General features: G+C 60.8%; 24 protein-coding genes. 12 read left to right on the top strand and 12 right to left on the bottom strand.

Annotated elements, in window-relative coordinates:
- Position 1 precedes the first annotated feature (1 nt).
- From NKJ67_RS03270 to NKJ67_RS03250, 5 genes are all read right to left on the bottom strand, one after another.
- Positions 2-1,417, bottom strand: coding sequence for a xylulokinase (locus NKJ67_RS03270; RefSeq protein WP_352580443.1), 1,416 nt, complete (start codon positions 1,415-1,417; stop codon positions 2-4).
- Positions 1,418-2,617 (bottom strand): CaiB/BaiF CoA transferase family protein, encoded by a 1,200-nt coding sequence (locus tag NKJ67_RS03265; RefSeq protein WP_352580442.1) that lies wholly within the window; start codon positions 2,615-2,617, stop codon positions 1,418-1,420.
- An 11-nt stretch (positions 2,618-2,628) separates the two neighbouring features.
- Positions 2,629-4,323: a thiamine pyrophosphate-binding protein gene (locus tag NKJ67_RS03260; protein WP_352580441.1), complete on the bottom strand. Its 1,695-nt coding sequence runs from the start codon at positions 4,321-4,323 to the stop codon at positions 2,629-2,631.
- A gap of 121 nt (positions 4,324-4,444) precedes the next feature.
- Positions 4,445-5,413: an aldo/keto reductase gene (locus NKJ67_RS03255; RefSeq protein WP_352580440.1), complete on the bottom strand. Its 969-nt coding sequence runs from the start codon at positions 5,411-5,413 to the stop codon at positions 4,445-4,447.
- Positions 5,414-5,452: 39 nt separating this feature from the next.
- Positions 5,453-5,845, bottom strand: coding sequence for a nuclear transport factor 2 family protein (locus NKJ67_RS03250; RefSeq protein ID WP_352580439.1), 393 nt, complete (start codon positions 5,843-5,845; stop codon positions 5,453-5,455).
- A 240-nt stretch (positions 5,846-6,085) separates the two neighbouring features.
- Between NKJ67_RS03250 and NKJ67_RS03245 the strand changes: the two genes are divergently transcribed.
- Genes NKJ67_RS03245 through NKJ67_RS03235 form a run of 3 tightly spaced genes read left to right on the top strand, consistent with a single transcriptional unit; the run spans position 6,086 to position 9,135 of the window.
- A complete protein-coding gene (locus NKJ67_RS03245) occupies positions 6,086-6,988 on the top strand; it encodes an NAD(P)-dependent oxidoreductase (protein ID WP_352580437.1) in 903 nt (300 codons plus the stop codon).
- 51 nt (positions 6,989-7,039) lie between these two features.
- Entirely contained in the window at positions 7,040-7,729 is a 690-nt protein-coding gene (locus NKJ67_RS03240) for a cyclase family protein (RefSeq protein WP_352580436.1), read from the top strand.
- Entirely contained in the window at positions 7,726-9,135 is a 1,410-nt protein-coding gene (locus NKJ67_RS03235) for an amidase (protein WP_352580435.1), read from the top strand. The genes NKJ67_RS03240 and NKJ67_RS03235 overlap by 4 nt, the downstream gene beginning before the upstream one ends.
- Before the next feature lie 103 nt (positions 9,136-9,238).
- On the opposite strand, the gene NKJ67_RS03230 is transcribed toward NKJ67_RS03235, so the two are convergent.
- The 5 genes from NKJ67_RS03230 to NKJ67_RS03210 form a co-directional block, all read right to left on the bottom strand.
- A complete protein-coding gene (locus NKJ67_RS03230; RefSeq protein ID WP_352580434.1) occupies positions 9,239-10,642 on the bottom strand; it encodes an amidase in 1,404 nt (467 codons plus the stop codon).
- Between the two features lie 6 nt (positions 10,643-10,648).
- Positions 10,649-10,987, bottom strand: coding sequence for a carboxymuconolactone decarboxylase family protein (locus NKJ67_RS03225; protein ID WP_352580433.1), 339 nt, complete (start codon positions 10,985-10,987; stop codon positions 10,649-10,651).
- A gap of 24 nt (positions 10,988-11,011) precedes the next feature.
- Positions 11,012-11,962, bottom strand: coding sequence for an NAD-dependent epimerase/dehydratase family protein (locus NKJ67_RS03220; protein ID WP_352580432.1), 951 nt, complete (start codon positions 11,960-11,962; stop codon positions 11,012-11,014).
- A gap of 110 nt (positions 11,963-12,072) precedes the next feature.
- The gene (locus tag NKJ67_RS03215) at positions 12,073-13,125 is read right to left on the bottom strand and encodes an ABC transporter permease (protein WP_352580431.1); all 1,053 of its coding nucleotides are present in this window, start codon (positions 13,123-13,125) and stop codon (positions 12,073-12,075) included.
- A 105-nt stretch (positions 13,126-13,230) separates the two neighbouring features.
- On the bottom strand, positions 13,231-14,274 hold the full coding sequence (locus tag NKJ67_RS03210; protein ID WP_352580430.1) for a sugar ABC transporter substrate-binding protein: 1,044 nt from the start codon (positions 14,272-14,274) through the stop codon (positions 13,231-13,233).
- A 394-nt stretch (positions 14,275-14,668) separates the two neighbouring features.
- On the opposite strand from NKJ67_RS03210, the gene NKJ67_RS03205 reads away from it, so the two are divergent.
- The 7 genes from NKJ67_RS03205 to NKJ67_RS03175 all read left to right on the top strand — a co-directional run bounded on the left by NKJ67_RS03205 (position 14,669) and on the right by NKJ67_RS03175 (position 22,212).
- The gene (locus NKJ67_RS03205; RefSeq protein WP_352580429.1) at positions 14,669-15,637 is read left to right on the top strand and encodes an aliphatic sulfonate ABC transporter substrate-binding protein; all 969 of its coding nucleotides are present in this window, start codon (positions 14,669-14,671) and stop codon (positions 15,635-15,637) included.
- 107 nt (positions 15,638-15,744) lie between these two features.
- The gene (locus NKJ67_RS03200; RefSeq protein WP_352580428.1) at positions 15,745-16,473 is read left to right on the top strand and encodes an ABC transporter permease; all 729 of its coding nucleotides are present in this window, start codon (positions 15,745-15,747) and stop codon (positions 16,471-16,473) included.
- Positions 16,473-17,204, top strand: a complete 732-nt coding sequence (locus NKJ67_RS03195; protein WP_352580427.1) for an ABC transporter ATP-binding protein — start codon at positions 16,473-16,475, stop codon at positions 17,202-17,204. The genes NKJ67_RS03200 and NKJ67_RS03195 overlap by 1 nt, the downstream gene beginning before the upstream one ends.
- 320 nt (positions 17,205-17,524) lie before the next feature.
- The gene (locus NKJ67_RS03190) at positions 17,525-18,529 is read left to right on the top strand and encodes a BMP family ABC transporter substrate-binding protein (RefSeq protein ID WP_352580426.1); all 1,005 of its coding nucleotides are present in this window, start codon (positions 17,525-17,527) and stop codon (positions 18,527-18,529) included.
- Between the two features lie 31 nt (positions 18,530-18,560).
- Positions 18,561-20,102 (top strand): ABC transporter ATP-binding protein, encoded by a 1,542-nt coding sequence (locus NKJ67_RS03185; protein WP_352580425.1) that lies wholly within the window; start codon positions 18,561-18,563, stop codon positions 20,100-20,102.
- The gene (locus NKJ67_RS03180; RefSeq protein ID WP_352580423.1) at positions 20,099-21,133 is read left to right on the top strand and encodes an ABC transporter permease; all 1,035 of its coding nucleotides are present in this window, start codon (positions 20,099-20,101) and stop codon (positions 21,131-21,133) included. Before NKJ67_RS03185 ends, NKJ67_RS03180 begins: the two co-directional genes overlap by 4 nt.
- Positions 21,134-21,141: 8 nt before the next feature.
- The gene (locus tag NKJ67_RS03175) at positions 21,142-22,212 is read left to right on the top strand and encodes an ABC transporter permease (protein WP_352580422.1); all 1,071 of its coding nucleotides are present in this window, start codon (positions 21,142-21,144) and stop codon (positions 22,210-22,212) included.
- Here the strand turns inward: NKJ67_RS03175 and NKJ67_RS03170 are convergent.
- Positions 22,122-23,036 carry a LysR family transcriptional regulator gene (locus NKJ67_RS03170; protein WP_352580421.1) on the bottom strand — a complete coding sequence of 305 codons (915 nt, stop codon included), beginning with the start codon at positions 23,034-23,036 and terminating at the stop codon, positions 22,122-22,124. The two genes, NKJ67_RS03175 and NKJ67_RS03170, sit on opposite strands and share 91 nt — an antisense overlap.
- Here NKJ67_RS03170 and NKJ67_RS03165 point away from each other — a divergent pair.
- The gene (locus NKJ67_RS03165) at positions 22,962-24,125 is read left to right on the top strand and encodes an NADPH-dependent oxidoreductase (RefSeq protein WP_352580419.1); all 1,164 of its coding nucleotides are present in this window, start codon (positions 22,962-22,964) and stop codon (positions 24,123-24,125) included. The genes NKJ67_RS03170 and NKJ67_RS03165 overlap by 75 nt on opposite strands.
- Before the next feature lie 15 nt (positions 24,126-24,140).
- Positions 24,141-26,216, top strand: coding sequence for an FAD/NAD(P)-binding protein (locus NKJ67_RS03160; protein ID WP_352580417.1), 2,076 nt, complete (start codon positions 24,141-24,143; stop codon positions 26,214-26,216).
- Here NKJ67_RS03160 and NKJ67_RS03155 read toward each other — a convergent pair.
- Entirely contained in the window at positions 26,143-26,655 is a 513-nt protein-coding gene (locus NKJ67_RS03155; protein WP_352580416.1) for a cupin domain-containing protein, read from the bottom strand. The genes NKJ67_RS03160 and NKJ67_RS03155 overlap by 74 nt on opposite strands.
- Positions 26,656-26,715 lie beyond the last annotated feature (60 nt).

Here is a 26,715-nt window from a genome sequence, read left to right as displayed (position 1 = left end):
ATCAGGTTGCTTGCCAGTTTCTGTACAAGTCCTCGTAGATCCTGACCGCATCGGGGTCGGGATCCACCAGCCTGGCATCTGGACGTGGCAATGGCTTCGACGCCACGCCTTCGACGGCCATCGTGGCCAGGCGCGCGGCACCCGACAGGCTGACGTCGGGCTCGTCCACCACAAGCACAGGCCGTCCAAGGATGTCGGCGCGCATCTTCGCCAACAGAGGCGACTTCGCGATGCCGCCGGCAAGGATGATTGGCATAGTCCGCTCGGGCGCCAGCACGTCTATTCCTTCCCTGGCCACGAATGTGATCGATTCCGCCGCGGCCCGTAGAAAATGCGCCCGCTTGTGCTGTTCGCCGACGCCCAGCACCATCGCCCGGTCTTCACGGCGCCAACGCGGGAAACGGCTGCCACTGAGAAACGGCTTCATGGTCAGCCCGAGCGCACCCATCGGAACCGACGCGATCTCCGCCTCGAAGGCCGGCCCATGTGCTGCATCGAGGCCGAGCATTGTTGACCAGTAGGCCAGCGCACCACCGGTGCTGCCCGTGGAGCCACCAACGGTCCAACGCTTGCTATCGACATAGGGATTGATCAAGACGCTGCTGGACCATCGCGGCGGCTCCGTGACCACACGGACGAGCACATCAGTTGTTCCCGATATGTCGGCGATATGGTCGCTTCGTCCACCAAGCACAAAAGATGCGCCTACCGTGCCGTCCGGTCCTCCGGCGGCGACCGGAACGCCACTGCGCAAGCCAAGATAGCGCGCCGCGCTTTCCTGCAACGGCCCAGCGACTGTGATCGATGGCTGGACCGGAGGAAGCACTGCCGACGCAAGATCAAGTGCGCCCAGGATCTCATCGCTCCAAACCAGACCAAATGCATCGAATGCACCGAAATACGCCGCCGACGTTGAGTCCGTTGTAACGCGGCCGGTGAGCCTGGCGTTGATGAAGTCCTTTGGCGATGCCAGATGGGCAACCGTTTGGAAGCCGCTCGCGCTGTGTTCGCGCAACGCCAACGCCGCCGCCACCGGGCCACCGGTCAACACTGGCCGACCTGTCACCCTCAGCAAGCGGTCAATATTGCCGTTGAATTTTGACTCCAGAATAGCGATTCCGGCTGTGTCGGCCCAACCACTTCCATGGGACAATACGTTGAGAGCCTTATCGAGGAATACCGAACCGATATGCGCCGTCACGCCAATCGCGTCGACCCGCCCACGCAGCTCTGCCGGCAGCAGATTTACGCAGGCGCCGATTTGTCCCCAAAGTCGTTCAGCGTCGAAGTTCAGCCCCGACAAGGCGTCATTGCGTGGCAACCGAGCATGCGCGACCCGTTCGCTGGTTGGCAGGAAAATGCCCACTCTCAGTGAGGACGAGCCAACATCAATAGCCAGAACATGCGCGGGCGCCAACTAGATCGCTCCACTGCTGCGCAATTGCGCTATTGCCTCGCGGCTCAGCCCCAGGATGCGAGAATAGACATCGTCATTGTCTTCCCCGACTGTCGGGGGTGCCTTGTAGACATCCTGCCGCGACTTCTCCATCTTGATCGGCGAAGCGGGAAAGCGCAGGCTGCCAAGGCTGGCATGTTCGACTTCGGCGATCATTCCGCGCGCCGCAATCTGCGGCGATGCCGCAACATCTGCAACAGTCGCCACCTTGGCGTTGGGGATGCCTGCCTCATCGAGCTGTTGGCCGAGATCAACGGCCGTCTGTTTGATGGACCATTCAGCCACGATCATCTCAAGTTCCGCCTGATGCTGCATGCGAGCATCGACACTTGCATATCTTTCGTCGTCGATGAGATCTGGCCGGTTCATCACCTTGCAGAGCTTTGGAAACAGCGACTGCGTTCCAGCCTGTATGTATATCGAACCGTCGAGGCAGGCGTACACATTTACCGGGGCGGTCAAAAGGTCGCGCGAGCCGCTGCGTGGCATGGCCCGGCCCAGCATCAGATGAGCGATAAGGCGCGTGCCAAGCAAAGCAAACGAGGAGTCGAGCGAGGCAACATCCACCAGTTGGCCTTCGCCGGTGCGCCATTTATGCATGATGGCGCCCAAGGCGCCCATGGCGCCCTGATAGCCGGTGACATAATCGGACACATAGGTGCCCGTCAGAGTTGGCGCTCCATCGGGGTCGCCGGTAATGCTCATCAGTCCAGATGACGCCTGGGCGATCGCGTCGAAGAGCGCCCGTCTGGAGTCCGGACCCGTCTGGCCGAAGCCGGATATCGAGACGAGGATGATATCGGGCTTGAGCGCGCGCATTCGCTCATAGCCGATCCCCATCTGCTCGATCGTTCCGGGACGATAGTTTTCGATCACCACATCGGCCCATTCAATCAGCTTCTCCAGGATGCCGATGGCCTCCGGGTGACGCGTATCGAGCGTTATGCCATATTTGTTGCGGTTGTAGAGCATGGTGAAAAGGCTCTCGCCCTTGAAATAGGGATCGTGATGCCGGGAGTCCTCGCCTCCCGGTCGTTCGACCTTCACCACCTCTGCTCCGAAATCACCAAGAATCTGACCGCAGATCGGCCCAGCGATAAAGCGAGAGAGATCCAGGACCCGGATCCCCTGGAGTGGACGGGCACCTCCCCCCTCAGTCATGCGAGTTTCTCCTACTGAACCTGGTGCGGCAGGAAAGCCGGATATGTCCAGGCATTGACGCTGCGATCGAGGGGCACATCGATAAGCGCTGGCCGCTCACCTTGGAAGACGGCTTTTACGCGCGCCACCAAGGCATCGAGATCCGAGATCACCTCGCCGTCAACGCCCATGCCCCGCGCGACCTGGCCAAAATCGACTGTGTTGAAGTCAACGCCGATGGTACGGCCATTGAAGTGCAGTTCCTGCTCCTGTCGAATGTTGCCGTAGCTGGAGTCGTTCAGCACGACAATACAGACGCGGCCGCCGACACGCGCAAGTGTTTCGAGTTCACCCAGGCTCATGCCGAGCGAACCGTCACCGATCAGTGCCAGCACCGGTCGCCTGGGGTCGATAAGGGCTGCCGCAATGGCTGACGGCAAGGCAAAGCCCATATTGCCGAAACCAACCGGCTTTATGTAGCTGTTCGGCTCGGTGATCTCCCACAGGAACGACCACACACCGGGATTGCCCGCATCGGGAATAAGCAATGTGTCGTCAGGGCTGGCGCCGCGGAGCGCCAGCACGATATCTGCCGGCGAAAGCACGCCTTGGGCTGAACTCTTGGTCGGCTCGGTGCTCGCCCACCAAGCCTTGCGAGCAGCCTGCAGCTTCACAATCCAATCAGCGCGCCCGGATTTCGCCTTGGCTGCCTTTGGCGCGAGCGCCTTGAGGATATCATCGGAGAAGGACCGCAGGTCCGAGACAATACCAGTCGTCGTCTCCGCATAGTAGCGGCCTATCATTTTCGGATCGACGTCGACCTGCAGGACGGCGGGAAGCTTGCGCTTCCAGCGTGTGGTCGAGACCGCGTTGAGGCTGTTGCCCAACGCTATCACCAGGTCTGCCTCGTTCAGGACCTGCGTGGATAGGTTTGTCCCCATCCGGCTCACGGCTCCAAAAACGAGCGGATGGGTCGTTCGCACGGCACCGATCCCGTTGAAGGTTGTCACCACAGGAATATTGAGCGCTTCGGCCAGCGCCAGTACGGCATCGCCGCCGGCGCTGCGGTTGCCGCCATTGCCCAGCCAGATGACCGGCTGCTTTGCCGCCAGGATCATTTCGGCTGCACGCGCGAGGCTGGACTGGTTGGCGGATGGCCGTTCCAGAACCCATTTGCGCGCAGGATGAACCTTCGGGATGGCCGGCGGATTGGTCACGATGCCCTCGATCATGTCCCGTGCGAAATCCAGATGGACCGGCCCGGGATTGCCCGTCATGGCATTGATGTAGGCCTCTTCCATCGTCTGCTTGAGCGACGAAGCATATGCCACCAGCCGGCTGTACTTCGTCAGAGGCTTGAGAAGCTCGACGTGATCGGCGTTTTGCGCATCGTCCTTGTGGATGTTTTCGCCGTTGTTGTTGCAGGTCAGGATAAAGGCCGGACTGGAGTCGCGGAACGCGCCGCCGACACCGGTGATGAGGTTTGTCGCACCAGGACCGGTCGTGGAGATACAGGCGGCCGGCGTGCCGGTCAGACGCCCGTAGGCATCGGCCATCACCGCTGCCGCGCCTTCGTGGCGGGTGTGAACGAGCTCTATATCGGGGTTGTCGATGATGGCATCGGTAATGGCCAGCGTCTGACCGCCGACCACGCCAAAGACATATTTCACACCAAAGGAGCACAACATATCGACGACTAGTTCGCCGCCGGTCTTGGGAGCTGTCATTTCATCCTCGCACAGTGCCTGCGCGAAAGCGCGGCGGTTGGAACGTTTACCGGCTTACCGGCACGTGATGGGACTGCGGGCATCTGCCGGCAGTGGGAATGGGAGCGCCGGCATAACGGCGCTACCAGGCAAAAGCCTCCGGCGCCTCCTTGCGCGGGGGGAATATCCAGTCGAGCTCATTGAGCGTTTCAGGCTCAAGCGTCAGATCGACGGCCTTCAGTGCCGATGTGAGCTGCTCGACGGTGCGCGGCCCCACGATCGGCGCCGTCACGATTGGGCGAGACAACAGCCACGCCAGCGCGATCTCTGCCGGGTGATGGCCAATCTTGTCCGCCAGCGCCTCGTATTGCTCGATTTGCCCTCTGTGCGTGGCGAGAGCCGCCGCTGCCCGTCCTTCCAGCCGGCGATGGCCCTGCTCCTTGCGCAGTATGCCGCCAAGCAGCCCCTGATTGAGCGGCGACCATGGGATCAATCCCATCCCATAATGCTTGAGAACCGGAATGATCTCCTGTTCGATGTCGCGGGTGAACAGATTGTAGAACGACTGGTCGCAGACCAGGCCAGGAGATTGACGTCGATGCGCGGCTTCTTGAGCAACCGCTATATGCCAGGCGGCGAAATTACTGCTGCCGGAATAGATGACCTTGCCCTGCCTGACCGCAACATCCATCGCCTGCCAGATCTCGTCCCAAGGCGTATTGCGGTCTATGTGGTGGAATTGAATAAGGTCGACATGGTCGGTCTTAAGCCGCCGCAGGCTGGCATCTAGCGAATTGCGAATGTTGAGAGCCGAAAGTTTTCCGTCATTGGGCCAGTCTCCGATCGGCGCGTAGAGCTTGGTGGCAAGAACGGTCTTCTCTCGCCGCCCGCCACCTTTCTGGAACCAGTCGCCGATAATCTCCTCGGTCTTGCCCTTACCGGTATGACGCCCGTAGTCATTGGCCGTGTCGAAGAAATTGATGCCGTTTTCGAGCGCGACGTCCATGATGTGGTGGGCATCCGCCTCCGGTGTCACCGGCCCAAAATTCATCGTTCCAAGACAAATCCGGCTGACCGAAAGGCCCGAGCGTCCAAGCTGTGTATATTTCATGGTGAACTATCTCCAGACTTCGGCGAACGCCGGGTGCGGTCAGTTGCTGGTGGGGATGGGCGTGGACTGCAGCGCCAGGATTTTCCACCGGCCATCCAAGCGCGCATAGGCCGCAAGGTAGGAATTGTTCAGTGTCTTGGTGAGACCCGAGCTCGGCACGTGAACCTTCGCCAGCATGCGGCCGAACACCAGCGCTGAATCACCGGTTATCCGAATGTCCTCTTCAGGCTGTTCCATGGACGAGAAGTAAAAGACCCGTTCGGCCAGCTTGCCGAGATAGTCCTGCTTGCTGTCGCGATGGCCATCCGAGTGGGTGTAGACAAATTCTCGTCCCATCAGATCATCCAGCGCGGAGATGTCTGCATTGAGCATTGCGACGTGTCGCAGTTGCTCGAGCTCGTGAATCTCATTTCCCCGATCGTCATGGCTCATTTGGGCGCTCCTCGCTTCTCGCCGCACCGCAGCGGCACCTCCGTCAAAGCATGAAAAGAAATTTCAATCAAGACGTAATTTTCAAAAGTTTCCTCATTTCATGCGGAATTCCGGCAAGCGCAATGCGTTCGATGTGAATTGAAATTTCGAAGCGATAATTCATATTGAAATTTTCCTTCACAGTGTTAGGGATTGTCCAGGGCGGCAAAAACCCGCGAAGGAATTTTGGAGGTTGAACACGTGACGACGCAGCTGCCAGCGAAGATTGGATTCATCGGACTGGGCAATATGGGGCGACCGATGGCCGCCAATCTGGCCCGCAAAGGTGGCAAGCTCGTCGTTCGTGACGCCGATGCCAGCCGCCAGGCGGGATTTGTCCAGGAGTTCGGCAGCGAAGACGGCGGCAGCGCAAAGGCCTTCGCCGAGGCGGAAGTCGTCGTGACGATGCTGCCAAACGGGCGGATCGTCAGGCAGGCGCTGATCGAGAGCGGCATTGCTGATGCGCTGCCGCGCGGCAGCTTGATCATAGACACAAGTTCGGCCGAACCGCTGCTGACGCGGGAACTGGCACAGGATCTGGCCGATCGGGGCATTGGTGTGGTCGATGCCCCGGTTTCAGGCGGAATGCCCAAGGCAATCGATGGTACCTTGTCGATCATGCTGGGCGCGGATGATGACGCGCTCGCTGAGCGGGCAATCACCGTTCTTTCACAGATGAGTGCCCGTATCTTCCGAACTGGCGCCCTTGGGACCGGCCACGCGATGAAGGCCCTCAACAACTATGTTCTAGGGGCGGGCTTCGTCGCGGCAGCCGAAGCCTATGTCGTGGGCGAGAAGTTCGGCCTCGATCCCAAATTGATGGTCGATGTGCTGAATGCATCTTCGGGCCGCAATGTGAGCACTGAAGCTGTCTTCCCAAGCGAGGTCGTCACCCGACGCTTCCGCGCCAACTTCACTTTCGGCCTGATTTCCAAGGATGTGGGCATTGCTGCCGAACTCGCCGATCGGCTCTCGATCGAAACGCCCCTGCTTGACGAGGTTTTCCGTGCGCTCAGCGAGGGAGGGAAAGAATTGGGCATGGGCGCCGACTATTCGGAGCTTGTGCGCATCTTCGAACGGCGCGCCGACATAACACACGGCTGACCCGATCCGACTGACAACCTTCCTTCAGGACACAACCAGGTGGATTCAAGCATGGAGCTTATCGACCTTAGCAGCGAAATCTTCGCCGGCATGCAGGTCCATTCCAGCCAGCCACCGGTGGTCGTTGAGCAATGGAATGATCACGGCCAAAAGGTCACGATCGGCAAGACGGTCCACAGTTCGGCGTCAGTGCGCTTGTCGATGGGCGATCACAGCGGCACCCATGTCGACGCGCCGAGGCACTTCGATCCTGCCCCGGGAGCTGCCTCGATCGAGCAATTGCCGCTGGAACGCTTCTTTGGCCCGGGGCTGTGCCTCGATCTGTCACATGTACCACTTCGCCACGCCGTTTCGCCACATGAACTTCAAGAGGCTGTGGAGAGGAGTGGCGAACTGCTTTCGCCCGGTGATACGGTCTTGCTCCACATGGCGACAAACATCCGGTTGCGCGGCACACCCGCCTATGAGACGGATTTTCCCGGACTTTCACCCGATGCGGTGCACTGGCTTGCCGACAGCGGCATAAGCCTCTTCGGCGTGGAAGCAATGAGTCCCGCTCCGGCCGGTGAGCTCAATCTACAGGCCCACATGATCTGCGCCGAAAGGGGCATCACGCATATCGAGTGCCTGGATAATCTTGAGCGTCTTGTTGGCCGCGGCCGCTTCACATTCATCGGTTTCCCGCTCAAGATCCGCGGTGGGACGGCAGGGCCAATGCGCGCTGTCGCGGTATTCCCGTGAGCGTGTACTCCCAGGCCTTGTGGCAGAATGACGCCGCCAGCCTCGCGAGGCTGATGGCCAGGGCCGAAGTGACGCCACGCGAGATCGTCGAGGTCTATCTCGATCGTATTTCGCGGCTGAATCCAACCATCAACGCTTTCGTCGGCATCGATACCGAGACTGTCAGACGGCAGGCCGACGCGGCAACCATAAGGCAAGGCGATGGCCGCAGGCTCAGCCTGATGGATGGCGTACCCATCGCCGTCAAGGACAACATCTTCGTCGCGGGCGTACCGGCACGCTGGGGAAGCCTTCTTTACCGGGATTTCATCCCCGATTACGATGACATCTGCATCGAGCGCCTTCGCGCCGGCGGCGCGATCCTGCTTGGCAAGACAACAACGCCGGAGTTCGCGGCATCCGGCAGAACGGAAAGCCGCCTTACGGGGTCGACCCGCCTGCCATGGGATACGCGTCTGACGTCTGGCGGATCGAGCGGAGGCTCGGCCGCGGCTGTTTGCGCCGGTCTCTCGCCACTCGCGCTTGGCACCGACGCCGGCGGCTCGACGCGCATGCCTGCCGCTTACAATGGATTGGTTGGCCTGCGTCCCTCCAATGGACGCATTCCGAGACTTCCGGGCTTTCCGCCGATGTCGCACGACTTTCAGACCGTGGGCGTGCTTGCCCGCACCGTAGGCGATACGCGCCTGCTCTATGACGCCCTGGCTGGCGCGGATCGCAGAGACCCCTCGTCATTGCGCTTTGGCCCACACCAGCATAGTCGGCCACGGCTCGGATGGTTCTGCCAGGTGGGCGACCACAGGGCTGACGACGCGGTGCTGAACAGCTTCGAGGAGGCGCTGGGAGCGCTGACCGGCGCCGGATACGATCTGGCCCAGGTCCAGCCACCGATTGCTCCCTCGGAGCTTACCAAGGTCTGGGACGTATTCACCGCGGCCGCGGCCGCGCGGATCGCCGGGCGCTTTGCCGACCGCTGGACAGATGAGATGATGCCGGCGACAGCAGACTTGGCCCGGCGTGGCATCACCATGTCGGCAGCTGATTATGCCGACGCTTACGATCTGTTGACCGATTTCCGATCCCGGGCCATGGCCGCATGGCCAGATGTCGACGTCATCGTTACGCCAACGGTGCCGGCGCCCGCCTGGGATGCCAACCATGTCCATCCGGCAACGATCGGCCGCAACGCAGGCAGCGTGGAAACGCAGGGCATGTACTGCGGCTGGGTCAACGCGCTTGGTCTGCCTGCAATGAGCCTGCCGACCATGCCGCACCCCGATGGCCGCCCTATCGGCTTGCAGCTGATTGGGCTGCATGGTTCGGAAGAACTCCTGTTTGATGTCGCGCAGCAATTCGAACTCGCGGCGCCCTGGGCGAACCGATGGCCCGATATCGCCATGTGCTGACCAAAGCGCGTCGCGTCGAAACGGATTCATGCGACGCGCTTTAGGTCTTTGTTTTCATGCATGTCGTCTTCCCAAAACCGAGATCACTTTTGGGCAACATGCATTAGCAAAGAACGGGTCGCGCCAGGTGCCAGTCCGTCAGGCATTGAAGCGCGTGGCCTACCCGCAAGAGAAGTTGTTCCTCGCCACGACGGCCCAACAGCTGGAATCCGGCCGGCCGGCCGTCTTCGTTGGGGCGTGCGGGCAGCGTCAAGCTTGGTATTCCGGCGGCACCGGAAGGAATCGTGAAACGAAAGATCGTCCCTGGATCGTCCTGAGCCAATCGCTCGGCCTCCGTACGGGTCGGCGTGCCCCCGGCAAACACCGGCAAAAGCAAAACATCGACGCGGGCGAAGATCTGGTCCAGCTGACCGGTAAAGCGTGCTCTCGCAAAGCCGGCCGCCGCCAGTTGCATCGGCGGAAGCAGCCTGCCCCTGTCCACCGCACGGGCAAGCCAGGGTCCGTACAGATCCGCGCGAGCGGGATAAGTTGCTTCGTGCGCAAGCGCGAGTTCGGCCGCGTGCAGTGCCGCCACTTCCATGCACAGTTCGTCGGTCTCCGGCATATCGAAATGTGTCAGCCGGGCACCCAACTCCGTAAAATGGGCCTGAACCTCCTCGATCATGCCCAGTGTTTCGCAAGAAGCGCCCCTTGCAATGTAGCTAGTATCAACGCCGATACGGACGCTCCGAGCGCCGTCGATCCCACCCAGACCCGCCGCGTAAGCAGGCACTTCCTGCGCGAGGCTGGTTGGATCGTAGGCATCGATCCCCGCTATGGCCGACAGAACAATCGCCGCGTCCTCCGCGCAACGAGCGATTGGACCGATCGTGTCGTAGGATTGCGCAAGATCGAAAATGCCGAAACGGCTAACCCGCCCCCAGGTGGGGCGCAGGCCGGTGAGGCCGTTGCAGGCACTTGGTGAACGGATCGAACCACCAGTGTCGGATCCAAGACTGGCCGCGCACAGGCCGGCCGCGGTCGCGACGGCCGAGCCCGATGATGAGGCTCCGGCCCAGATGTGGTGACCGAATGGATTGAGAGGCGGGGTCACATCCGGATGATGCAGCATGCCGCCAGCCTCGGTCATTTGGGCCTTGCCGACGATCACGGCGCCATGATGTTTGAGACGTTGCACCACCGTGGCGTCGTGCGTTGGCCTGAAGCCGCGGTGGATGGCGGTCCCTGCTTGCGTGTCGCAGTCCTGGGTAAAGATGAGGTCCTTCAGAGCGATCGGCATGCCATGCAGCGGCCCACGATATTGGCCGCGCGCAATTTCGGCATCGGCCACGCGGGCTTCGGCAACGGCGCGCTCTTCCCTGAGCGCCGCGTAGCTGTGCAGACATGGATCCAGCGCATCGATACGCTCGAATGTCGAACGACATAAGTCCTCGCACGACAGGTCGCGAGCGCGGATCAATGCAGCCAGTCGGGCCACTGGCTGGTAGTGCAGATCCTGGTTTTCCATCGACGCCTAGCCCTGCGATTGGTCGAGGCGCTTGAATGTCTTTTCTGCAACCTCGACCGCTGAGAAAGCGGCGGGCCAACCGGCATAGAATGCCAGGTGGGTCATCAATTCGATGATCTGTTCCCTACTGACGCCGTTATCGATCGCGCGCTCGATGTGGCCGTCGAGCTGGATCGGGCGATAGGTAGAGACCAGCGCAGCCAAGGTTATCAGGCTTCGCTCCCGCTTGGACAAGGTCGGCCGTTCCCATATGTCGCCAAACAAGACGCCCTCGGTAAGTTCCAAAAGCTTGGGCGACAGGTGATGAAGAGGGTGTCGTGGCGTTTTACTCAAATCCTGGGTCATGATCGTTTCTCCACTTTCCAGCCGTCACAAAGACTTCGACCGGATAGGCTCCAGGCCTTCCTGTTGGCGAACATCGTTGATGATCTGCAGCACCCGTTGTTCGAACGGCGGGATCTGGATGCCGAATTCCTCAACGAGGCGCGAATTGTCGATAAGGTAGTTGATGGGATTGGAGTAAAGACCGCCGGTTTCGTGCCTGAACGAGATCTTGGCGTCAGGCAGGTAGGAGCGCACGATATCGGCTATCGCACCCATTCTGATGGGTGTTCCGCCGGTGTTGTAGATGCGGTGCTTCGGCTTCTCCGCCAGCACGATGCGTAGAAGCGCTTCCGAGGCGTCCTCCATATGGATGGGACACCATATCGCTTCCTTGTGTTCGAACTCCACGGCCTGTCCACGTGCCGGCAGGACCACGCAACGGACGTGATCCATCGAGCCATGAACCTTGTCGAAGCCAGTCACATTGGCCGGGCGAATGCCCGTTATGGTCATGCCATACTTGTCGCCATAGTCACGGGCCTGCCATTCGTTGAAGCCTTTGTGGACCGAATATTGGTCGAAGCCATAAAGATGGTCGTCTTCGGTGATGGGACGCTCGCCGAAATGCCGCTGGTCGCCGTTGACGATGAAGGAGCTGGCAAAGATCGTATGAGGCACGGCGGCCTGGCGCGCCGCTTCGAAGAAATTGTCCATGCCCAGCACGTTGAGTCGCAACGCGCGATGGGGAGGAACGTCGCTGCCCAGATAATATGAAAGATTGACGGCGCGGTCGGGTTTCGCGCTCTGCATGGCGTCCGCGATTTCATCGAAACGGGTGATGTCGCCGCGCACATAGGTAACGGCCTCGCCATACCGATCGAAGGTGTTGCCGGCGGGAGCGATGTCCACGATGACGACATCATGGCCCTGCGCCACCAGCTTGCCGGTCAGTGTCCGCCCCAGAAATCCGGTTCCACCGACTATGAGTGTTTTCATCTTGATCTCCAATGCTGCGCGCCTGTGGCGCCTGGTTTGCCAGAAATCACGACAAGACTGCCCCTCGCCTCCGCGGAGAGGCCAGCCGATACAGTCGTGCGTGCGGTCGATTAGGGGAGTTGCTTTGCGCCGTCGGGTTTCCCCAAACCCACGGCCCGCAATATCTGGCGGACCGATCCTGCGGATGCCGCCAGCATCATCGAAGCCATGATAATGGCTCCATAGATGGCCGTGACCCAGAACGGCGGCACTTCCGAAAGCACCAGCAGGTTCTGGATAACAGCAATCAGGCAAACGCCAGTGATGGCACCAACGAGCCGTCCCTTGCCGCCATTGAGATCGATGCCGCCGATCACCGAAGCGGCAAACACGGTAAAGATCATATCGGTGCCTTGATTGGCGGAAACGGACGCGATCCTGGAGGTCAGGATAAGGCCGGCCAACGACGCGAGAAGACCGGCCAGGATGAACAGGCCGAGTGTCACCCGGTTGACCTTCACACCGGCAGCACGTGCGGCCTCGGCATTGCCGCCAATGGCATAGATCTCGCGGCCGACGGCATGGAAGCGCACGAACAGCATGGCTCCGACAACCACGATGCCCGCGATCCACACTTCCATCGGAATGCCCAACGGCATGGTGTTGCCGATATATTGGAAGGCGGGCGGCAGTTTGGTGATCGTCCTGCCGCTGCTGGCGCCCATCGTCAGTCCTTGCAGGAAGATCAACATCGCAAGTGTCACGATGAAGGCATTGAGGCGCAATCTGGTGACGAGGAAGCCATTGAACGCACCCACAAGCAAACCCACGCCAAACAAAGCGAGCAGACCGAGGTACTGATTGATTTCAGTCCCCCAACCGCCGGCGTGGACAGGTACGACCAGCACCGCACCAATCATCGGCGCCAACGCAACGGTCGACTGGAGGGAAAGATCGAACTTGCCCGCGATAATCAGCAGCGATTCCGCAACGACCAGGATCATCAGGACCGATGACGCCCCGAGAACGTTGAACAAGAGGTTGTACGACGTCAGAAATGCCGGATGAACCTGACTTCCAATGGCGACGATGACGGCAATTACAGGCAAAAGCACCAGTTCCCTGATCCCTGCCCAGGCCCGCAACCCGCGCCTGCCGGGAGCTGCCTGTTCATTGCCGGCCAAGATTTCCTCCGCACTCACCTGGTTACCCATCCGTATTTTCATTCATAGCACGCCAAGCGTGAAAGCCTGAAGGATGACGCGATGTCGTCCTTCAGGCGCACGAGCTCAGTTGTTTTGTCCCTGGTTGCCCCAGAGGCTGGAATCGCCGGCATTCTCGGCGGTGATCGTGGTTGGCGGCAGAACGTCTGCAAGATTGCCGCTCTTGTCGACGACGATCTCCGAGCCGTGATCGGTCGGGCCGGGCGAGAAGGTCTTGCCCTGCATGGCGGCATCCAGATATTTGAAACCCCACTCCGTGTAGGCCGTCATCGGCTGACCGATCGTGGCGTCGAGAAAGCCATCGCGGATCTGCTCTAGCGCGAACGGCGACCCATCAATGCCGACGATCGGAACGTGGCCGCTTTCGCCGACCTTGGAAAGGCGCCCTAGCCGCTTCATGACATTGAGCACGCCGGGCAGATAGGCCGAGTCGCTCGCCAGATAGATGCCGTTGACCGCCGGATCCGTGCTCAACACGGTTTGCGCGGCCGTCGTTGCCTTGTCCTCGATCCACTCGCCGGGCTTGGAGACCACCGTGATTGCGGGGAAATTCTTCTTGATGCAGTCGTTGAAGCCCGCCGACCGGTCGACCCCTACCTGATTGTTCAAGCGCCCCTGGATTTCGAGCACCTTGCCCTTACCGTCCATGATCTTGCCAAGCTGCTCACAGGAGCGCTGCCCCAGCACGTAGGACGAGACAGTGACGGTGATCGCTACCTTTCCGCCGCCTTGGTCCGGTCCTGTATCGACTGCGACAACCTTAACACCGGCGGCCTCGGCGCGATCGAGGGCGACCTTGACTGCCTTGCCGTCCACGGTCTCCAGAAGAATGCCCTTGACCCCCGCGCTGATCATGGTCGTCATGTCATCGATCTGCTTGGCGGCGTCGCTGTTGCTGTCGACTGTCGGGAGCACGTTGTAACCGTGCGCCTTGCCATAGCCCTGGATCAGTTCGTGGAACGTGATCGTGTAGGGGTTGGTCAAGGCCGTAGACGTGAAGCCGATCAACGGTTTGTCGGCAGACTGGGCATAGGCGCTTGCACCGACCATCGTCGCCAGCGCGACGCCGGCGAAAGCTGAAACGAACCCCTCTTGCTTTATTTTTCGCATTGGTTCCTCCGTAGCGAAACGTTTTCATACCAAGTCACCATAGCTGGTGTGAAACAATTTTCAAGAAAAATCATCAAACGTGAATTTGATTTCAATCCGATGCCAACGCCGCTCTCGTTTGCGGCGCTCGGCGCGCCGCGCTATGATACGGTTTGTGGCCGATTCACTGCCTACGCGACACTCCCGTCACCAAGCACAAAGCCTACTGAACATAGATTTTGTTGAAGACGGCAGCGCGCGCCGGCGAAGAATTGCAGCCAGATGTATCGATAAAAACGTTTTTATGAATCGTCCCTATTTTAGTAGAACTTTGCTTCTAGCGATCCGGTTGCACGGTTAGCTTGCCCTCCAGTTTTTCGCGTCGCTCAAACACATGCGCTGAGAAGGGATTCCCATGAGGTCAGTTTTGATAGCGGGCGCTTTCGCGTCTGCGCTTGCTTTCGTTTCAAGCTTTACATGGGCCTCGGAACTCAAAGAAGTCAGGGTCGGTTTTTCGTCCATCGTGCCAGAGACGCTGATCGCCAAGGAGAAGGGCTTCGTCGAGGAACAACTCCGCGCCAAAGGTGTCACCGTAAGATGGGTGGAATCTCTCGGCAGCAACAAGACGTTGGAATTTCTGAGGGGCAAAAGTCTCGATATTGGCCCGACCAGCGTGGCATCCGCCTTCCTGGCGCGAGCAAACGGCACGCCGATCAAATATGTTTACTGGACCGCGAGACAGGCAACCGGAGCGCCCATCATCGTGCGCGGGGATTCACCCTATCGATCGGTCACGGACCTGAGGGGCAAGAAGATCGCCGCGACCCCCGGCACGGGGCCATACATCTCCCTGATTGCCGCCCTCAGGAAATACGGGCTGAAAGCCGATGATGTCGAGATTGTTGGCCTTCAACATCCGCAGGGGCGCGCGGCGCTCATCTCGGGCAGCGTCGAGGCATGGGCGGGACTGGAGCCCGACTGGTCGATAGCCGAGTTGAAAAGCCACGCCCGCGTTCTCTTCGCTGATCCCGATCTGGCCGATGGCGGCGGGGTCGATGTCCGCCAAGAGTTCCTTGAGCAGCATCCCGACGTCGTGAAGGCAGTGCTTCAGGGATTCGAGCAGGCGCGCCTTTACGCACGCGACAACACAAAGGAAGCGATTTCCCTGGTTGCCGAAACATCGAAGGTCGACGACACCATCGCGGCCAACGTGCTCAAGCGGTATGACAAGTCGGCGCCCGCGATCCGCGAGAGTGACTTCCCTGCGCTGGCCAAATGGGGCGAACTCTACAAATCCCTTGGGTCAGTGCCTGCATCCACTGACGTCAAGGCCATCGTGCGCGATGTCCTCGATCCATCCCTCTTCGCGGAAGCATCGAATTGAGCTCGATGACCCCGATAATCCGTACGTCCGCTGCCAAACCGGCAGTCGTGCACAGCCGGCGAGATATACCCGACTGGCGGCGGCTCGCGCGCCCTTGGGCGGCTCCCTTGCTGCTGCTTTCGGGCTGGCAGTTCACCAGTACGCAGCAGTTCATCGATCCCGTGCTTCTGCCTTCACCGTCGGAAGTCGCCGAGGTTCTCTACAGGCTCTCGTCCAGTGGCGAAATGTTCCGGCACCTTGCAATCTCTTTCCAGCGTGTTTCGCTTGGATTTGCCTTCGGCTCCGCCGCTGCCATCGTCTTCGCCTCGATCACCGGCTACTCGACGGTCTGGCGCTCGATCATCGATCCGACCGTGCATGCCTTGCGCACCGTGCCAGGCCTGGCATGGATACCGATGTTCATCTTATGGTTCGGTATCGACGAGTTTTCGAAGGTCAGCCTGATCGCGCTGGCAGCCTTCTTTCCAACCTATCTCAATCTCATGTCCGGCATAGCGAGAGTGGACCGGCGTCTGATCGAGGTCGGCTTGATCAACCGACTCACGGGCTTCCGTTTGATCAAGACAATTCTTTTTCCCAGTAGCCTGCCATTCCTTTTCATCGGCCTGCGCCAGTCCATGGGGGTCTGCTGGCTTGTGGTCGTCGGTGCCGAACTGATGGGAGCGAGCAGCGGTGTGGGGTATCTGCTGATGGATGGCGAGATGACCGGACGCCCCGAAATCATCGTGGCATGCATGATCGTCTTTGCGCTGAGCGGTAAGACAACCGACTGGATACTCGCATGTCTCGCCGCCAAGGCGCTGCATTGGCAGGAGGTCAGAGAGCACATGTCCTGATGATCGAAATCCGCAACGTCTCGAAGAGTTTTAACGGCTTTCGCGCACTCGGGCCAATTTCGCTTGATCTCGGCCGCGAGCGTGTAACCAGCTTTGTCGGGCCCAGCGGGTGTGGCAAGAGCACCCTCCTGCAACTGCTGGCTGGACTGACACGGCCGGATGACGGAGCGATCGCAATTGATGGCCAGCCGATGCAGGGACCGCGTGGCGATATTGGCGTCGCATTCCAGGATGCCAGGCTGATGCCCTGGCTCACGGTCTCGGAAAATGTCGGGATGGGCGTCTGGGACAGATCGCGCGCCGAGCGCCATAAGGCCGTGATCGACGCCCTCGCCAAGGTCTCGCTGACAGGTTTTGCCGGCTTGCTGCCCAAACAGCTCTCTGGAGGCATGGCGCAGCGCGCCGGTTTGGCCAGAGCATTGGTCGCGAAGCCTCGCCTGCTGCTTCTCGACGAGCCATTCAGCGCACTTGACCCTTTGACGCGGTTGGCCATGCAGCAGCAACTGGCCGACATCGTCGGCGCGGAAGTCTCCAGCGCCATACTGATCACCCACGATATCGAGGAAGCGCTAATGCTGTCAGACAGGATCTTGGTGTTGGACGGTCCGCCGGCCATTGTCCGTCGGGATTTGCACGTCGACCTGAAAACGCCCCGCATTCGAACGTCGCGGCCATTTCAAAAGCTTCGGGAATCTCTCCTTGGTGATCTTGTCCGGCTTCCAAATGATTGATCCTCGCATAGACGGAGTTTGCATAGATATGCCGAAGGCCTGCGACGCTGCACGGATGAGCGGCATCTTGCTCTCGCTCGCTGTACCGAATGAAAAGGGACGCCCTCACATGCGATACCGGATTGAATGTCCGATATCTTCGGACGCCAGCAAGGCTTTTTGGTAGGATTCATCCGGCCTAGCGTACCGCGATCCACGCTTATTATCTACTAAATCCATAGAATAATTCAACGATACCGAACAACTGCAGAGAACCCCGAGCGCCGAGCAGGGGCCGACACGTAGCTACGGCCGATCTGAAGCCAGCAGAGGAAATGGAAATGTTCAAAAAACTCCCCGCCGCGTTCACGGCGATTGCGATCCTAGCAAACCTGTCCATGGCCAAGGCCGCCGATCAATTCAGCGCTATCTATGTCATGAGCGACAATCTCGGTGACAAAGGCTTCAAGGATTCGGCCGCGGCCGGTTTCCACCGCATCGAAAAGGATGGCGTCCACATCCGCCTCTTGCAGGCTTCACCGAGCGATCCCCAACTTTGGCGCCAGAATCTCTCAGCGACATCAGACAGCGCCAAGTGGGATGTGATTTTCGCCGATTCGGCGAACCACGATAATCTCGCGGCGATCGCGCCGAAGCATCCCGATCAGAAATACGTCTATTTCGACGATCAGCTGGCGCTGCCGAACGTGCTTTCCATCAAATACGCACAGAATGAAGGCTCGTTCCTCGCCGGAGCCCTGGCTGCGGTGGTGGCGACCGACAAGGCCGACTTCCCGCTTTCATCCGGCGCCAAGAAGGTCGGCCTCGTGGCCGGCCGCGACGTGCCGGTGATCCGCGACTTTATCGCCGGTTTCAAGCAGGGCGTCGCGACCATCGATCCTTCAATCGAAGTCCGCGTCTCCTTCATCGGCAATTTCACCGACGCGCAAAAGGCTTATGAGCTGACGCGCAACATTCTGAATGACGGCGCCGATATCGTCTACAACGTCGCCGGCGGCGCCGGTCTTGGCATCCTGAAGGCCGCAGCGGACGGCAACAAATATGCGATCGGCGTTGATTCCGACCAAAACGGCATCCAGCCGGATCATGTTGTCGCCTCGATGCTCAAGCAGGTCGGCAATTCGATCTACGACTCGGTCAAGACGATCCAGGCGGGCAAGGCCAAGTTCGGCACGCTCAAGATCTACGGCCTCAACAATGATGGCGTCGGCCTCGTCTACAATGACAAGCTGGTGCCGGCGTCGGTGAAGGCAAGAGTCGAAGCGGCCAAGGCCAAGGTCCTGACTGGCGCGATCAAGGTCGATACGGCCTTTCAGACAAACTGACCGTCATCCGCGTTCTCGACGAGGTCCGTCCATGTCCGTGCCGCACCCCACCCCGCCTTTGCTGGAGCTCAAGGGGATCGTCAGGAGTTTTGGCGACAAGATCGCGCTCGCGCACGTCGATCTGGCTGTCGAGGCCGGTGAGGTCCACGTGATCTGTGGCGAGAACGGAGCCGGCAAGAGCACGCTTATGAACATCCTCGCCGGCATACTGCGTCCGGATGCCGGCGAGATGAGGCTCAACGGCACCCTGATAGGTTTCCAGGATCCACGCGACGCGGACCGGGCGGGGATTGGCATGGTGCATCAGCATTTCAAGCTGGTGCCATCCATGAGCGTGGCCGAAAACCTATTCCTTAATCGTCAGCCTCGCCATCTGGGGCTCGTCACGAACCGGCGGGCGATGCGCGAGCGAGCCCAAGGGCTCATCACACGCTATCGGTTCGATCTTGATCCTGATGCGCAGGTCGCCCGACTGTCGGTCGGCCAGCGCCAACGCGTCGAAATCCTGAAGGCACTCGTTTTCGATGCCCGCATCCTCATCCTGGACGAACCCACCGCAGTGCTGACGCCTCGCGAGGTCGAGGAATTGCTCGCGATCATCAAGGGTCTTCGGGCGCGCGGGCGCACGATCCTGTTCATCACCCACAAGCTCAACGAGGTGAAGGCGGTTTCCGACCGTGTCACCGTATTGCGGCATGGCCGCAGCATTTCGACGAGACCGACGGCCGGCCTTTCCGAAGCCGATATAGCGCGCGACATGGTGGGCCGCGATCTATCGCCGCCGCGCCGCGACGTCACTGGCACGGTGCGCGGTGCGCCCGTCCTGGTTCTTTCAAACTTGATCATGACAACGGCCCTGGGGCGGCGACTGCTCGACCGGGTGAGCCTGAAAGTCCATGCCGGCGAAATTCTCGGTGTCGCGGGTGTCGACGGCAACGGCCAGACCGAGCTTGGCGAAGCGGTCGCCGGCCTGCGCCCGACGCAGGCCGGCACGATCATGATCGGGGCCAACGATGTAAGCCATGCTGCCGCGCATCTGCGGCGTTCGCTGGGGCTCGGCTTCATTCCCGAGGATCGGCTCGATCGCGGGCTCAGCGCCACCATGACGATCGCCGAGAATGTCGCTGCCGGCAATTATCGCAGGCGGCGCCTCGCCAGCAATGGCCTTTTGCAGATCGCCGCCCGCGACGATTTCGCGGAACAGAAAATCCGCCAGTACGACATCAGGGGCGCCAAGCCGGCGCTCGCTGTCGGACGGCTTTCGGGTGGCAACATGCAGAAGGTCGTCATCGCCCGGGAAATGGAAAAGACACCGTCTGTTTTGGTGGTGGCGCAGCCGACACGCGGGCTCGATATCGGCGCCACCGAGTTCGTTCACCGCCAGATTCTGGCTGCGGCCGATCGTGGTTGCGCCATCCTTCTCATTTCGTCCGAATTGTCCGAAATCTTCGCGCTCTCGAACAGAATCGCCGTCATCTATCGCGGCCGGATCCAGCGTATCCTGGGTCGTGCGGGCGCTACGGAAGAAGAGGTTGGGCTACTCATGAACGGCACCGACAGCGAGGCCGCATGATGTTCTCGCGGTTGAAGGCGCTGTTTCCCAGCATCACCGGACCGCTCGGTGCTATCGCGCTTGTGCTCGCCGGGGGATTTCTGCTCATTCTGGGAATCGGTGGCGACGCCGTGCTCGCGTACCGCGACCTCTTGTTCGCGAATTTCGATTCCGCGTCCAATTTCGCCCTCTTCCTCAATCGCATGATGCCCTTGCTGCTGATCGGGCTCGGCATCGTTTTCGCCTTCAGGGCCGGCATCTTCAATGCCGGTGCCGAGGGACAGCTCTATCTCGGCGCGATGGCGGTAACCGTTACGGCGTTGGAGTTTCCCAACGCCCCAGGTCCACTGTTGATCGTGCTTTCGCTCGCCGCGGGCATCGCGGCTGGCGGCCTCTGGGCCTTCATCCCCGGCCTCTTGAAGCTCCGTCTCGGAGTCAACGAGGTGGTCACGACGTTGATGTTCAATTTCGTAGCCCTCCTCTTCACCGAATATCTGGTGACCAACCCATTGCGCGATCCAGCCGCGCTCGGTGGTGCCATGAGCTACACGGTTTCGAAAGGCGCCTGGATCCCGGAGATTCCCGGCCTGCCGGGAGCAACGATCGGCGCGGCCATCTCGGTGCTTCTGGCGCCGCTCGCCTGGGTCGCACTGTTTCGCACCGAATGGGGCGTCAATCTGCGCGCCACTGGCCTCAACCTCCGTTTCGCCGAAGCGGTGGGCATCAAGGCCGAGCGGCAGATCCTGACCGCCATGTTGGTCTCGGGCGGCTTGTCGGGGCTGGCCGGCGCCTTCTGCGTGCTCGGCCTCGGCCATCGTTTCGAGCAGAATTTTTCGCCTGGCTTCGGCCTGATGGGGATGACGGTGGCTCTCCTCGGCGGAATCCATCCGATCGGTGTGCTGGCGACGGCTGCGTTCTACGCGCTTATCCTCAATGGCGCCGGCTACATGCAGATCGACACCGACGTGCCGCGATCGCTTGTCGGCCTGCTCACCGGATTCCTGGTGCTTCTCATGACTGTGCGCCTTCGTCGCGGCCGCGAGCCGGGCTGAGACATTCGATGGATATCACGCTCTTTCTCGCTTCGATCCTCGAGCAAGCCACGCCGATCCTGCTTGCCGCGTTGGCCGCGATGATCACCATGCGGGCGAACATCCTCAACATCGCCATCGAAGGCATGATGCTGGTCGCGGCGTTCGCTGCGATTGTCGTCGGTCAGGCGACCGATAGCGCCGGCCTCGCGATTGTCGCGGCAATCGGCGCCGGGGTCGGCATGTCCCTGGTTTTCGCCTTCGTCGCGATCGTCTTGCGCGCCGACTTCATCGTCGCCGGCATCGGGCTGAACATACTCGCAGCTGGCGGCACGCTGTTTCTGCTCGAGCAGGTTTATCAGGATCCCGGCGGCCTCAGGCCGGATGCCTTCCCGGATCTCTGGCGGCTGCCTTACAATCCTCTCTTCGCCATCCCCTATATCGGCCCGGCGCTGGAGCAGCAGAGCATAGTGGTCTTTGCCGCGCTCGCGGCGATTCCGCTCAGCGCATTCGTGCTCTATCGTACACCCTTTGGCTATGCCCTGCGCGCAGTCGGTGAGAGTGAGCATGCGGCCGTCGCGGCTGGCGTCAGCGTGCCACGGATCAAGATTTCCGCGATCCTGGCTAGCGGCTTGCTGGCAGGTCTTGCCGGCGCGCAGCTCTCGATGGACAAATTGCACTTCTTCATTCCGGACATGACATCCGGCCGGGGCTTTCTTGGTCTTGCGGCAACGCTGTTCGGTGGCTCTCTTCCCTGGGGTACGGCCGGCGCCGCCTTCCTGTTCGGGACGTTCGGCGCTCTCGGCGATCGGCTTCAGTCTTTTCAGATCCCGCCGCAATTCGTGCTGATGGCGCCCTACATCGCGGCGATCGCGGGTATCGTAATCACGCGTCTGCGCGGCGTGATGCGCGAACGTCCGGCTCCGATAAAAGGTAACGTTGACCACGACAGCGATGCCGCGCGCAGGACACTCCATCAACTGGCGGCATACGATCCCGAGACTGGACCTCATGCCGCCACGGCGTCAGGCCGGGCCGAGCCTGAGAGCATGTTGTCGGCAAGGAAATTCACGAACACTCGGACCTTGGGCGTCACGTAGCCGCCCGACGGCCACAAGGCACGAAACGTGCCGAGATGACGCACGTGATCCCTGAGGACCGCTACCAGCCTGCCTTCGCCGAGCTGCCGCCTGATGGCGTATTCCGGCAAGTAGGCTATGCCAAGCCCTTGCTCGGCCATATAGATCAGCGGCTCGATCGTGCTCACCACGGTCGTCTTTGGCAGGTCAAGTTCGAAGTCGACATTGCCGCGCCGCAGCCGCCACGGCGAAAGCTTGCCGGTCGTCGGATATTTGTGATGCAGACAGGCATGCCGCACGAGCTCCTCCGGTGTCTCGGGAATGCCGAACTCCTGGAAGTAGGCGGGTGCGCCGACGAGATTATGCTGGAAGGTACCAAGCACACGCGTGATCAACCGTGAATCACTGGCGTCGCCGGTCCTAACCACGACATCAAAACCTTCCTCGATCACATCGACAAGACGATCTGAAAAATCGATGTCCAGTTCCACTTCCGGATAGGCGCGCATGAAGCGGGTCAGCATCGGCATCATCAGCATGCCCACGAGCGGCAGGCTCACGCGAAGCCGGCCGGTTGGCGCGCCCTTGGATTGCGACAGCTCCTGCTCTGCCGCTTCGATTTCGACCAGGATACGCTGGCAGCGTTCGAGAAAACGGGCGCCTTCCACCGTCAGCGTGATGCTGCGGGTGCTCCGGTGGAACAGGCGGACGCCCAGGCGCTCCTCGAGCCGCGCCACAGCTTTGCCTACACCGGACGACGACACGCCCAGATGGCGACCCGCGACAGTGAAGCTGCGTGTTTCAGCAGCCCGAACAAACAGGCTGAGCGAACTCAGGCCCTCCATGAGTGCTTCTCCATTCCGCGTCCATTTCGGATGAATTGTCCGATATATCCCGACACTCTAGTCGATTTCTTGCACGAGCCAGAAGGACTAACCTTCTCCTCAAGACAGTCCGTTCTGAACGCTTCATCTCGACATCCAGGATTATTTGAAAGGCAATTCCCTTTGACGAGTGCACACCCCGAGGTCGGCGATTTCACCGCCGGCGCCAAATCGCTTTTGCCCGAGGATCCAGACATTGCGAGTCTTTTCCCCGATCCTTGCCAGGATTCGCCGCCACCGACCGCGGACAGGCTGTTGCAGCGCCGCTATGGTGATCCTGCACTCGACCGCAGGCTCCCACCCAACGCCACGATCGAGCTGATCCTTCGCCACCATTCGGTTCGCAGCTTCCTTCCCGACCAGCCGGTCAGCGACGAGGACATTCGATTCATCGTCGCCGCGGCCCAGTCAGCATCGACGGGCCTCAATTTCCAGAACTGGAGCGTGGTCCTTGTCCGCGACAAGAACCGCAAGAATCGGATCGCGACATTGGCGGCGGATCAGCAGTTCGTGCGCGATGCGCCGATCTTCCTCGTCTGGGTGGCGGATTGGGCACGTGCCCGGGCGATCGCGGATTGGAACGAGGCACCGTCCGCGGGCACCGAATTCTTCGACAGCACGATCTCGACCGTTGTCGATGCGGCGCTCGCCGCTCAGAACGCCATGATCGCGGCCGAGTCTCTGGGATATGGCGCCTGTTATGTCGGCGCGATCCGCAACAATCTGGAACCGATTGCCGAGGAACTCGGCCTGCCGCCTCATACGTTTCCGCTCGTCGGGCTTTCGATCGGCCGCCGCAACCCGAGCGACCGGGCCGGCATCAAGCCACGCCTGCCGCAAGGGGCGGTGCTGCATCATGAACAATATGAAGCCCCGGCCCCGGAGGCGATCCAGGCCTTCGAAACCCGGATCGGCGCCTATTACCTAAGCCAGGGCAATCCTCACAGCTGGGTCGCGTCCGTGCTGCGCCGAGTGCGTGGCGTGGAGGGTATGGAAGGCCGAGAGAGCGCACGGGATGTCCTGGCCCGGCGCGGACTTCCGTCGCGTTGACCCAAGGAGGCGGTGGTGGAGGCTTTCAATCGAGACCGCGATCGCGATTTCAACGTCGAATCCGAATGGAAGGAGGCCGATCATGTGCCCGCTCCCGCAGGACGCAGGACGATCGCGATCATCGGTGCTGGCCCCGCCGGGCTCGGTTATCTCGAGCGCCTGACACGCAACATCGCGGCCATCGCTCCGGGGTTCAGCTTCGATATCCACGTGATCGATCCCTATCCCGCCGGTCCGGGGCGGATCTGGCGCTACGACCAGGCGGCCGTGCTGGAGCTCAATTCGCAGGCCTATGACATCACCATCTTTCCCGATGGCGGTTTCACGGGCGAAGGCCCACTGCCCGCCGGCGATCCGATGAAGCTTACATTCCTCGGATGGCTCGATAGCGTCCGCTCAGGTGAAATCGCCCTGCCGGGCTGGACGGACGACGCCATCCTCGCCGAGATCGAGGCGACCAGCCCGCAATCCTTCCCGACACGTCGGTTGATGGCGATCTATCTCGATTGGGCATACCGACATGTCGTCGAAACCGCCCCGGCGTCGGTTCGCGTCATCACGCATCGGGCGCGGGTGACGCGCGTCAATGGCGACCCTGCTTCTCGCCAGGACGTGGTGCTCGACACGGGTGAGACGATCGGGTCGGTCGACGCGGTCATCTATACGGTCGGTCATTGCGAGGCCGAACTCAGTTCCGACGAGCGCCGGCTGGCCGATTTCGCCGCATCGCATGGCCTCGTCTATGTGCCGCCGCAGCCGGCTTCGGCTGAACTCGTCTCCGGCATCGCTCCCGGTACCGATGTCATCATCAGGGGCCTCGGTCTTACGGCAGGCGATGCCGTTTCGCTTCTGACGGAGCATCGCGGCGGTGTGCATGTGCCGACCGCCGAAGGCGAGTTCGTCTATCATCCAAGCGGCCGCGAGCCGCGAATCTTCCTCGGCTCGCGCAAGGGTGTTCCTCTGCATACGGTTCCAAGCCTTGCGCTCAAGGGACCCGAGACGAAGCCCACGGATTTCACGCTCGCCGCAGCGAAACGGATAGCCGAAAGTGGGCCCTCGCTGTCATTCCGGCGCGATTTCTGGCCGCTGATCGTGCGCGACCTGACACGCCGGACCTATGCCGAGCTCTTCGCCGCTTTCCCGGAGCGGGTAACGCGGGACTGGGCGGATTTCGCAAGGGAATTCGATGCGACGGTTCTTGGATCCGAGGCGTACGAGACGCTCCTGCGCGAGGCGATCCCGGATCCCTCGCACCGGTTTGACATCGAGAGGCTGCGCCATCCCTTTGGCCGCCACTTCGCCGGCTCATGGTGCGCCTATCAGGCTACGGTGGATGACTACATCACCGACAATCTGCGACGCCACCGGCACGACAGCACCACCACGGCGCTCCGCATGGCAATGCGCGGCGTCCAAAGCGTCATCGCGACAGCACGAACGTTTGACACTTGGAACGGTGATTCCCTGCTCGACGAGGTTTATCAGGATTGGTATCCGTTCTTCTGTTCCATCGCCATTGGCCCTTCTCCAGCGGCTCAGCAGAAGCTGCTTGCCCTGCGTCGGGCTGGCATAGTCACCTTTCTGGGGCCTGGAACCCGCGTCGAGCTTGACGGCGGGCGCGGTGTTTTTGTTGGCAGGAGCGCACTGCCGGACGTGCACGTGAAAGCGACCGCGCTTATCGAAGCGCGCATCGCCCACCCAACGGTGGACAACAGCAGCAATCCGGCGCTGCGCTCGCTTGCGATATCCGGCGACGGCGCAGAACGGCGATATCAGAACGAAACCGGCATGCGCTCGACGGGACGACTACGCGTCGCCCAACCCGGCAATTTCCTGGTCAATGCCAATGGTCGAACAAATTTGCATCGGCAGGCCATCGGTGCCTTTGCCAGCAGTGACTGGGTGAGTGCCTTCGCACTTCCCGGCAGCGATTTCCCATTCTTCAGGCAGACGGACGAGACAGCGCGAGCGACTTTGCGCTCGTTGCTGGGCGACACCGCGCTTGGATCATCTGCAATCATCCCCCAGTTCGATGGATCGGATCTATCCAGTAGACCTCTTCAGGCTTCTCGACAGGTTCGACATCAGTGATGTTGACCACGACAGCCTCATTGTCGGAGCGCACGAGAACGCATTCGAGCACATTGTCCGGATCTGCGTTGATCTCCTGATGCGGTACATAAGGCGGTACGAAGATGAAATCACCGGGACCTGCCTCGGCCATGTATTCGAGCTTGTCACCCCAGCGCATACGGGCCTTGCCACGAAGCACGAAGATCACGCTTTCCAGTGCTCCGTGGTGATGGACTCCTGTCTTGGCGTTGGGCTCGATAGCCACAGTGCCCGCCCATAGTTTCTGGGCCCCGACACGGGCGTGATTGATTGCCGCCTGCCGGAACATGCCGGGAGTCTGCGCGGTGTTCGGGTCGAGCCGGTCACCTTTGATGACCCTGATGCCATCATGTTTCCAACGCTCGGTGGCAGTCGCAGCGTGCTCGAGAGAGCCGTGATTATGGTCATGGTCGGACATTGCGCCTCGGCTCTCTCTCGATGTTGCTCTGTTGGCAGATGTAGGTCGTTCCTAAGCCCC

Source organism: Mesorhizobium sp. M0088 (genome assembly GCF_040322895.1).
In the GTDB taxonomy this organism is placed as follows: Bacteria; Pseudomonadota; Alphaproteobacteria; order Rhizobiales; family Rhizobiaceae; genus Mesorhizobium.
The sequence above is the reverse complement of the archived record's forward strand: the minus strand, read 5'-3'. Positions and strand labels throughout refer to the sequence as shown.

Bases quoted from the DNA above. Each gene is read 5' to 3' on its own strand.
- NKJ67_RS03265 (WP_352580442.1), bottom strand. From the start codon at position 2,617: ATGACTGAGGGGGGAGGTGCCCGTCCACTCCAGGGGATCCGGGTCCTG.
- NKJ67_RS03260 (WP_352580441.1), bottom strand. From the start codon at position 4,323: ATGACAGCTCCCAAGACCGGCGGCGAACTAGTCGTCGATATGTTGTGC.
- NKJ67_RS03255 (WP_352580440.1), bottom strand. From the start codon at position 5,413: ATGAAATATACACAGCTTGGACGCTCGGGCCTTTCGGTCAGCCGGATT.
- NKJ67_RS03250 (WP_352580439.1), bottom strand. From the start codon at position 5,845: ATGAGCCATGACGATCGGGGAAATGAGATTCACGAGCTCGAGCAACTG.
- NKJ67_RS03240 (WP_352580436.1), top strand. From the start codon at position 7,040: ATGGAGCTTATCGACCTTAGCAGCGAAATCTTCGCCGGCATGCAGGTC.
- NKJ67_RS03230 (WP_352580434.1), bottom strand. From the start codon at position 10,642: ATGGAAAACCAGGATCTGCACTACCAGCCAGTGGCCCGACTGGCTGCA.
- NKJ67_RS03225 (WP_352580433.1), bottom strand. From the start codon at position 10,987: ATGACCCAGGATTTGAGTAAAACGCCACGACACCCTCTTCATCACCTG.
- NKJ67_RS03220 (WP_352580432.1), bottom strand. From the start codon at position 11,962: ATGAAAACACTCATAGTCGGTGGAACCGGATTTCTGGGGCGGACACTG.
- NKJ67_RS03210 (WP_352580430.1), bottom strand. From the start codon at position 14,274: ATGCGAAAAATAAAGCAAGAGGGGTTCGTTTCAGCTTTCGCCGGCGTC.
- NKJ67_RS03205 (WP_352580429.1), top strand. From the start codon at position 14,669: ATGAGGTCAGTTTTGATAGCGGGCGCTTTCGCGTCTGCGCTTGCTTTC.
- NKJ67_RS03195 (WP_352580427.1), top strand. From the start codon at position 16,473: ATGATCGAAATCCGCAACGTCTCGAAGAGTTTTAACGGCTTTCGCGCA.
- NKJ67_RS03190 (WP_352580426.1), top strand. From the start codon at position 17,525: ATGTTCAAAAAACTCCCCGCCGCGTTCACGGCGATTGCGATCCTAGCA.
- NKJ67_RS03185 (WP_352580425.1), top strand. From the start codon at position 18,561: ATGTCCGTGCCGCACCCCACCCCGCCTTTGCTGGAGCTCAAGGGGATC.
- NKJ67_RS03180 (WP_352580423.1), top strand. From the start codon at position 20,099: ATGATGTTCTCGCGGTTGAAGGCGCTGTTTCCCAGCATCACCGGACCG.
- NKJ67_RS03175 (WP_352580422.1), top strand. From the start codon at position 21,142: ATGGATATCACGCTCTTTCTCGCTTCGATCCTCGAGCAAGCCACGCCG.
- NKJ67_RS03165 (WP_352580419.1), top strand. From the start codon at position 22,962: ATGGCGACCCGCGACAGTGAAGCTGCGTGTTTCAGCAGCCCGAACAAA.
- NKJ67_RS03170 (WP_352580421.1), bottom strand. From the start codon at position 23,036: ATGGAGGGCCTGAGTTCGCTCAGCCTGTTTGTTCGGGCTGCTGAAACA.
- NKJ67_RS03155 (WP_352580416.1), bottom strand. From the start codon at position 26,655: ATGTCCGACCATGACCATAATCACGGCTCTCTCGAGCACGCTGCGACT.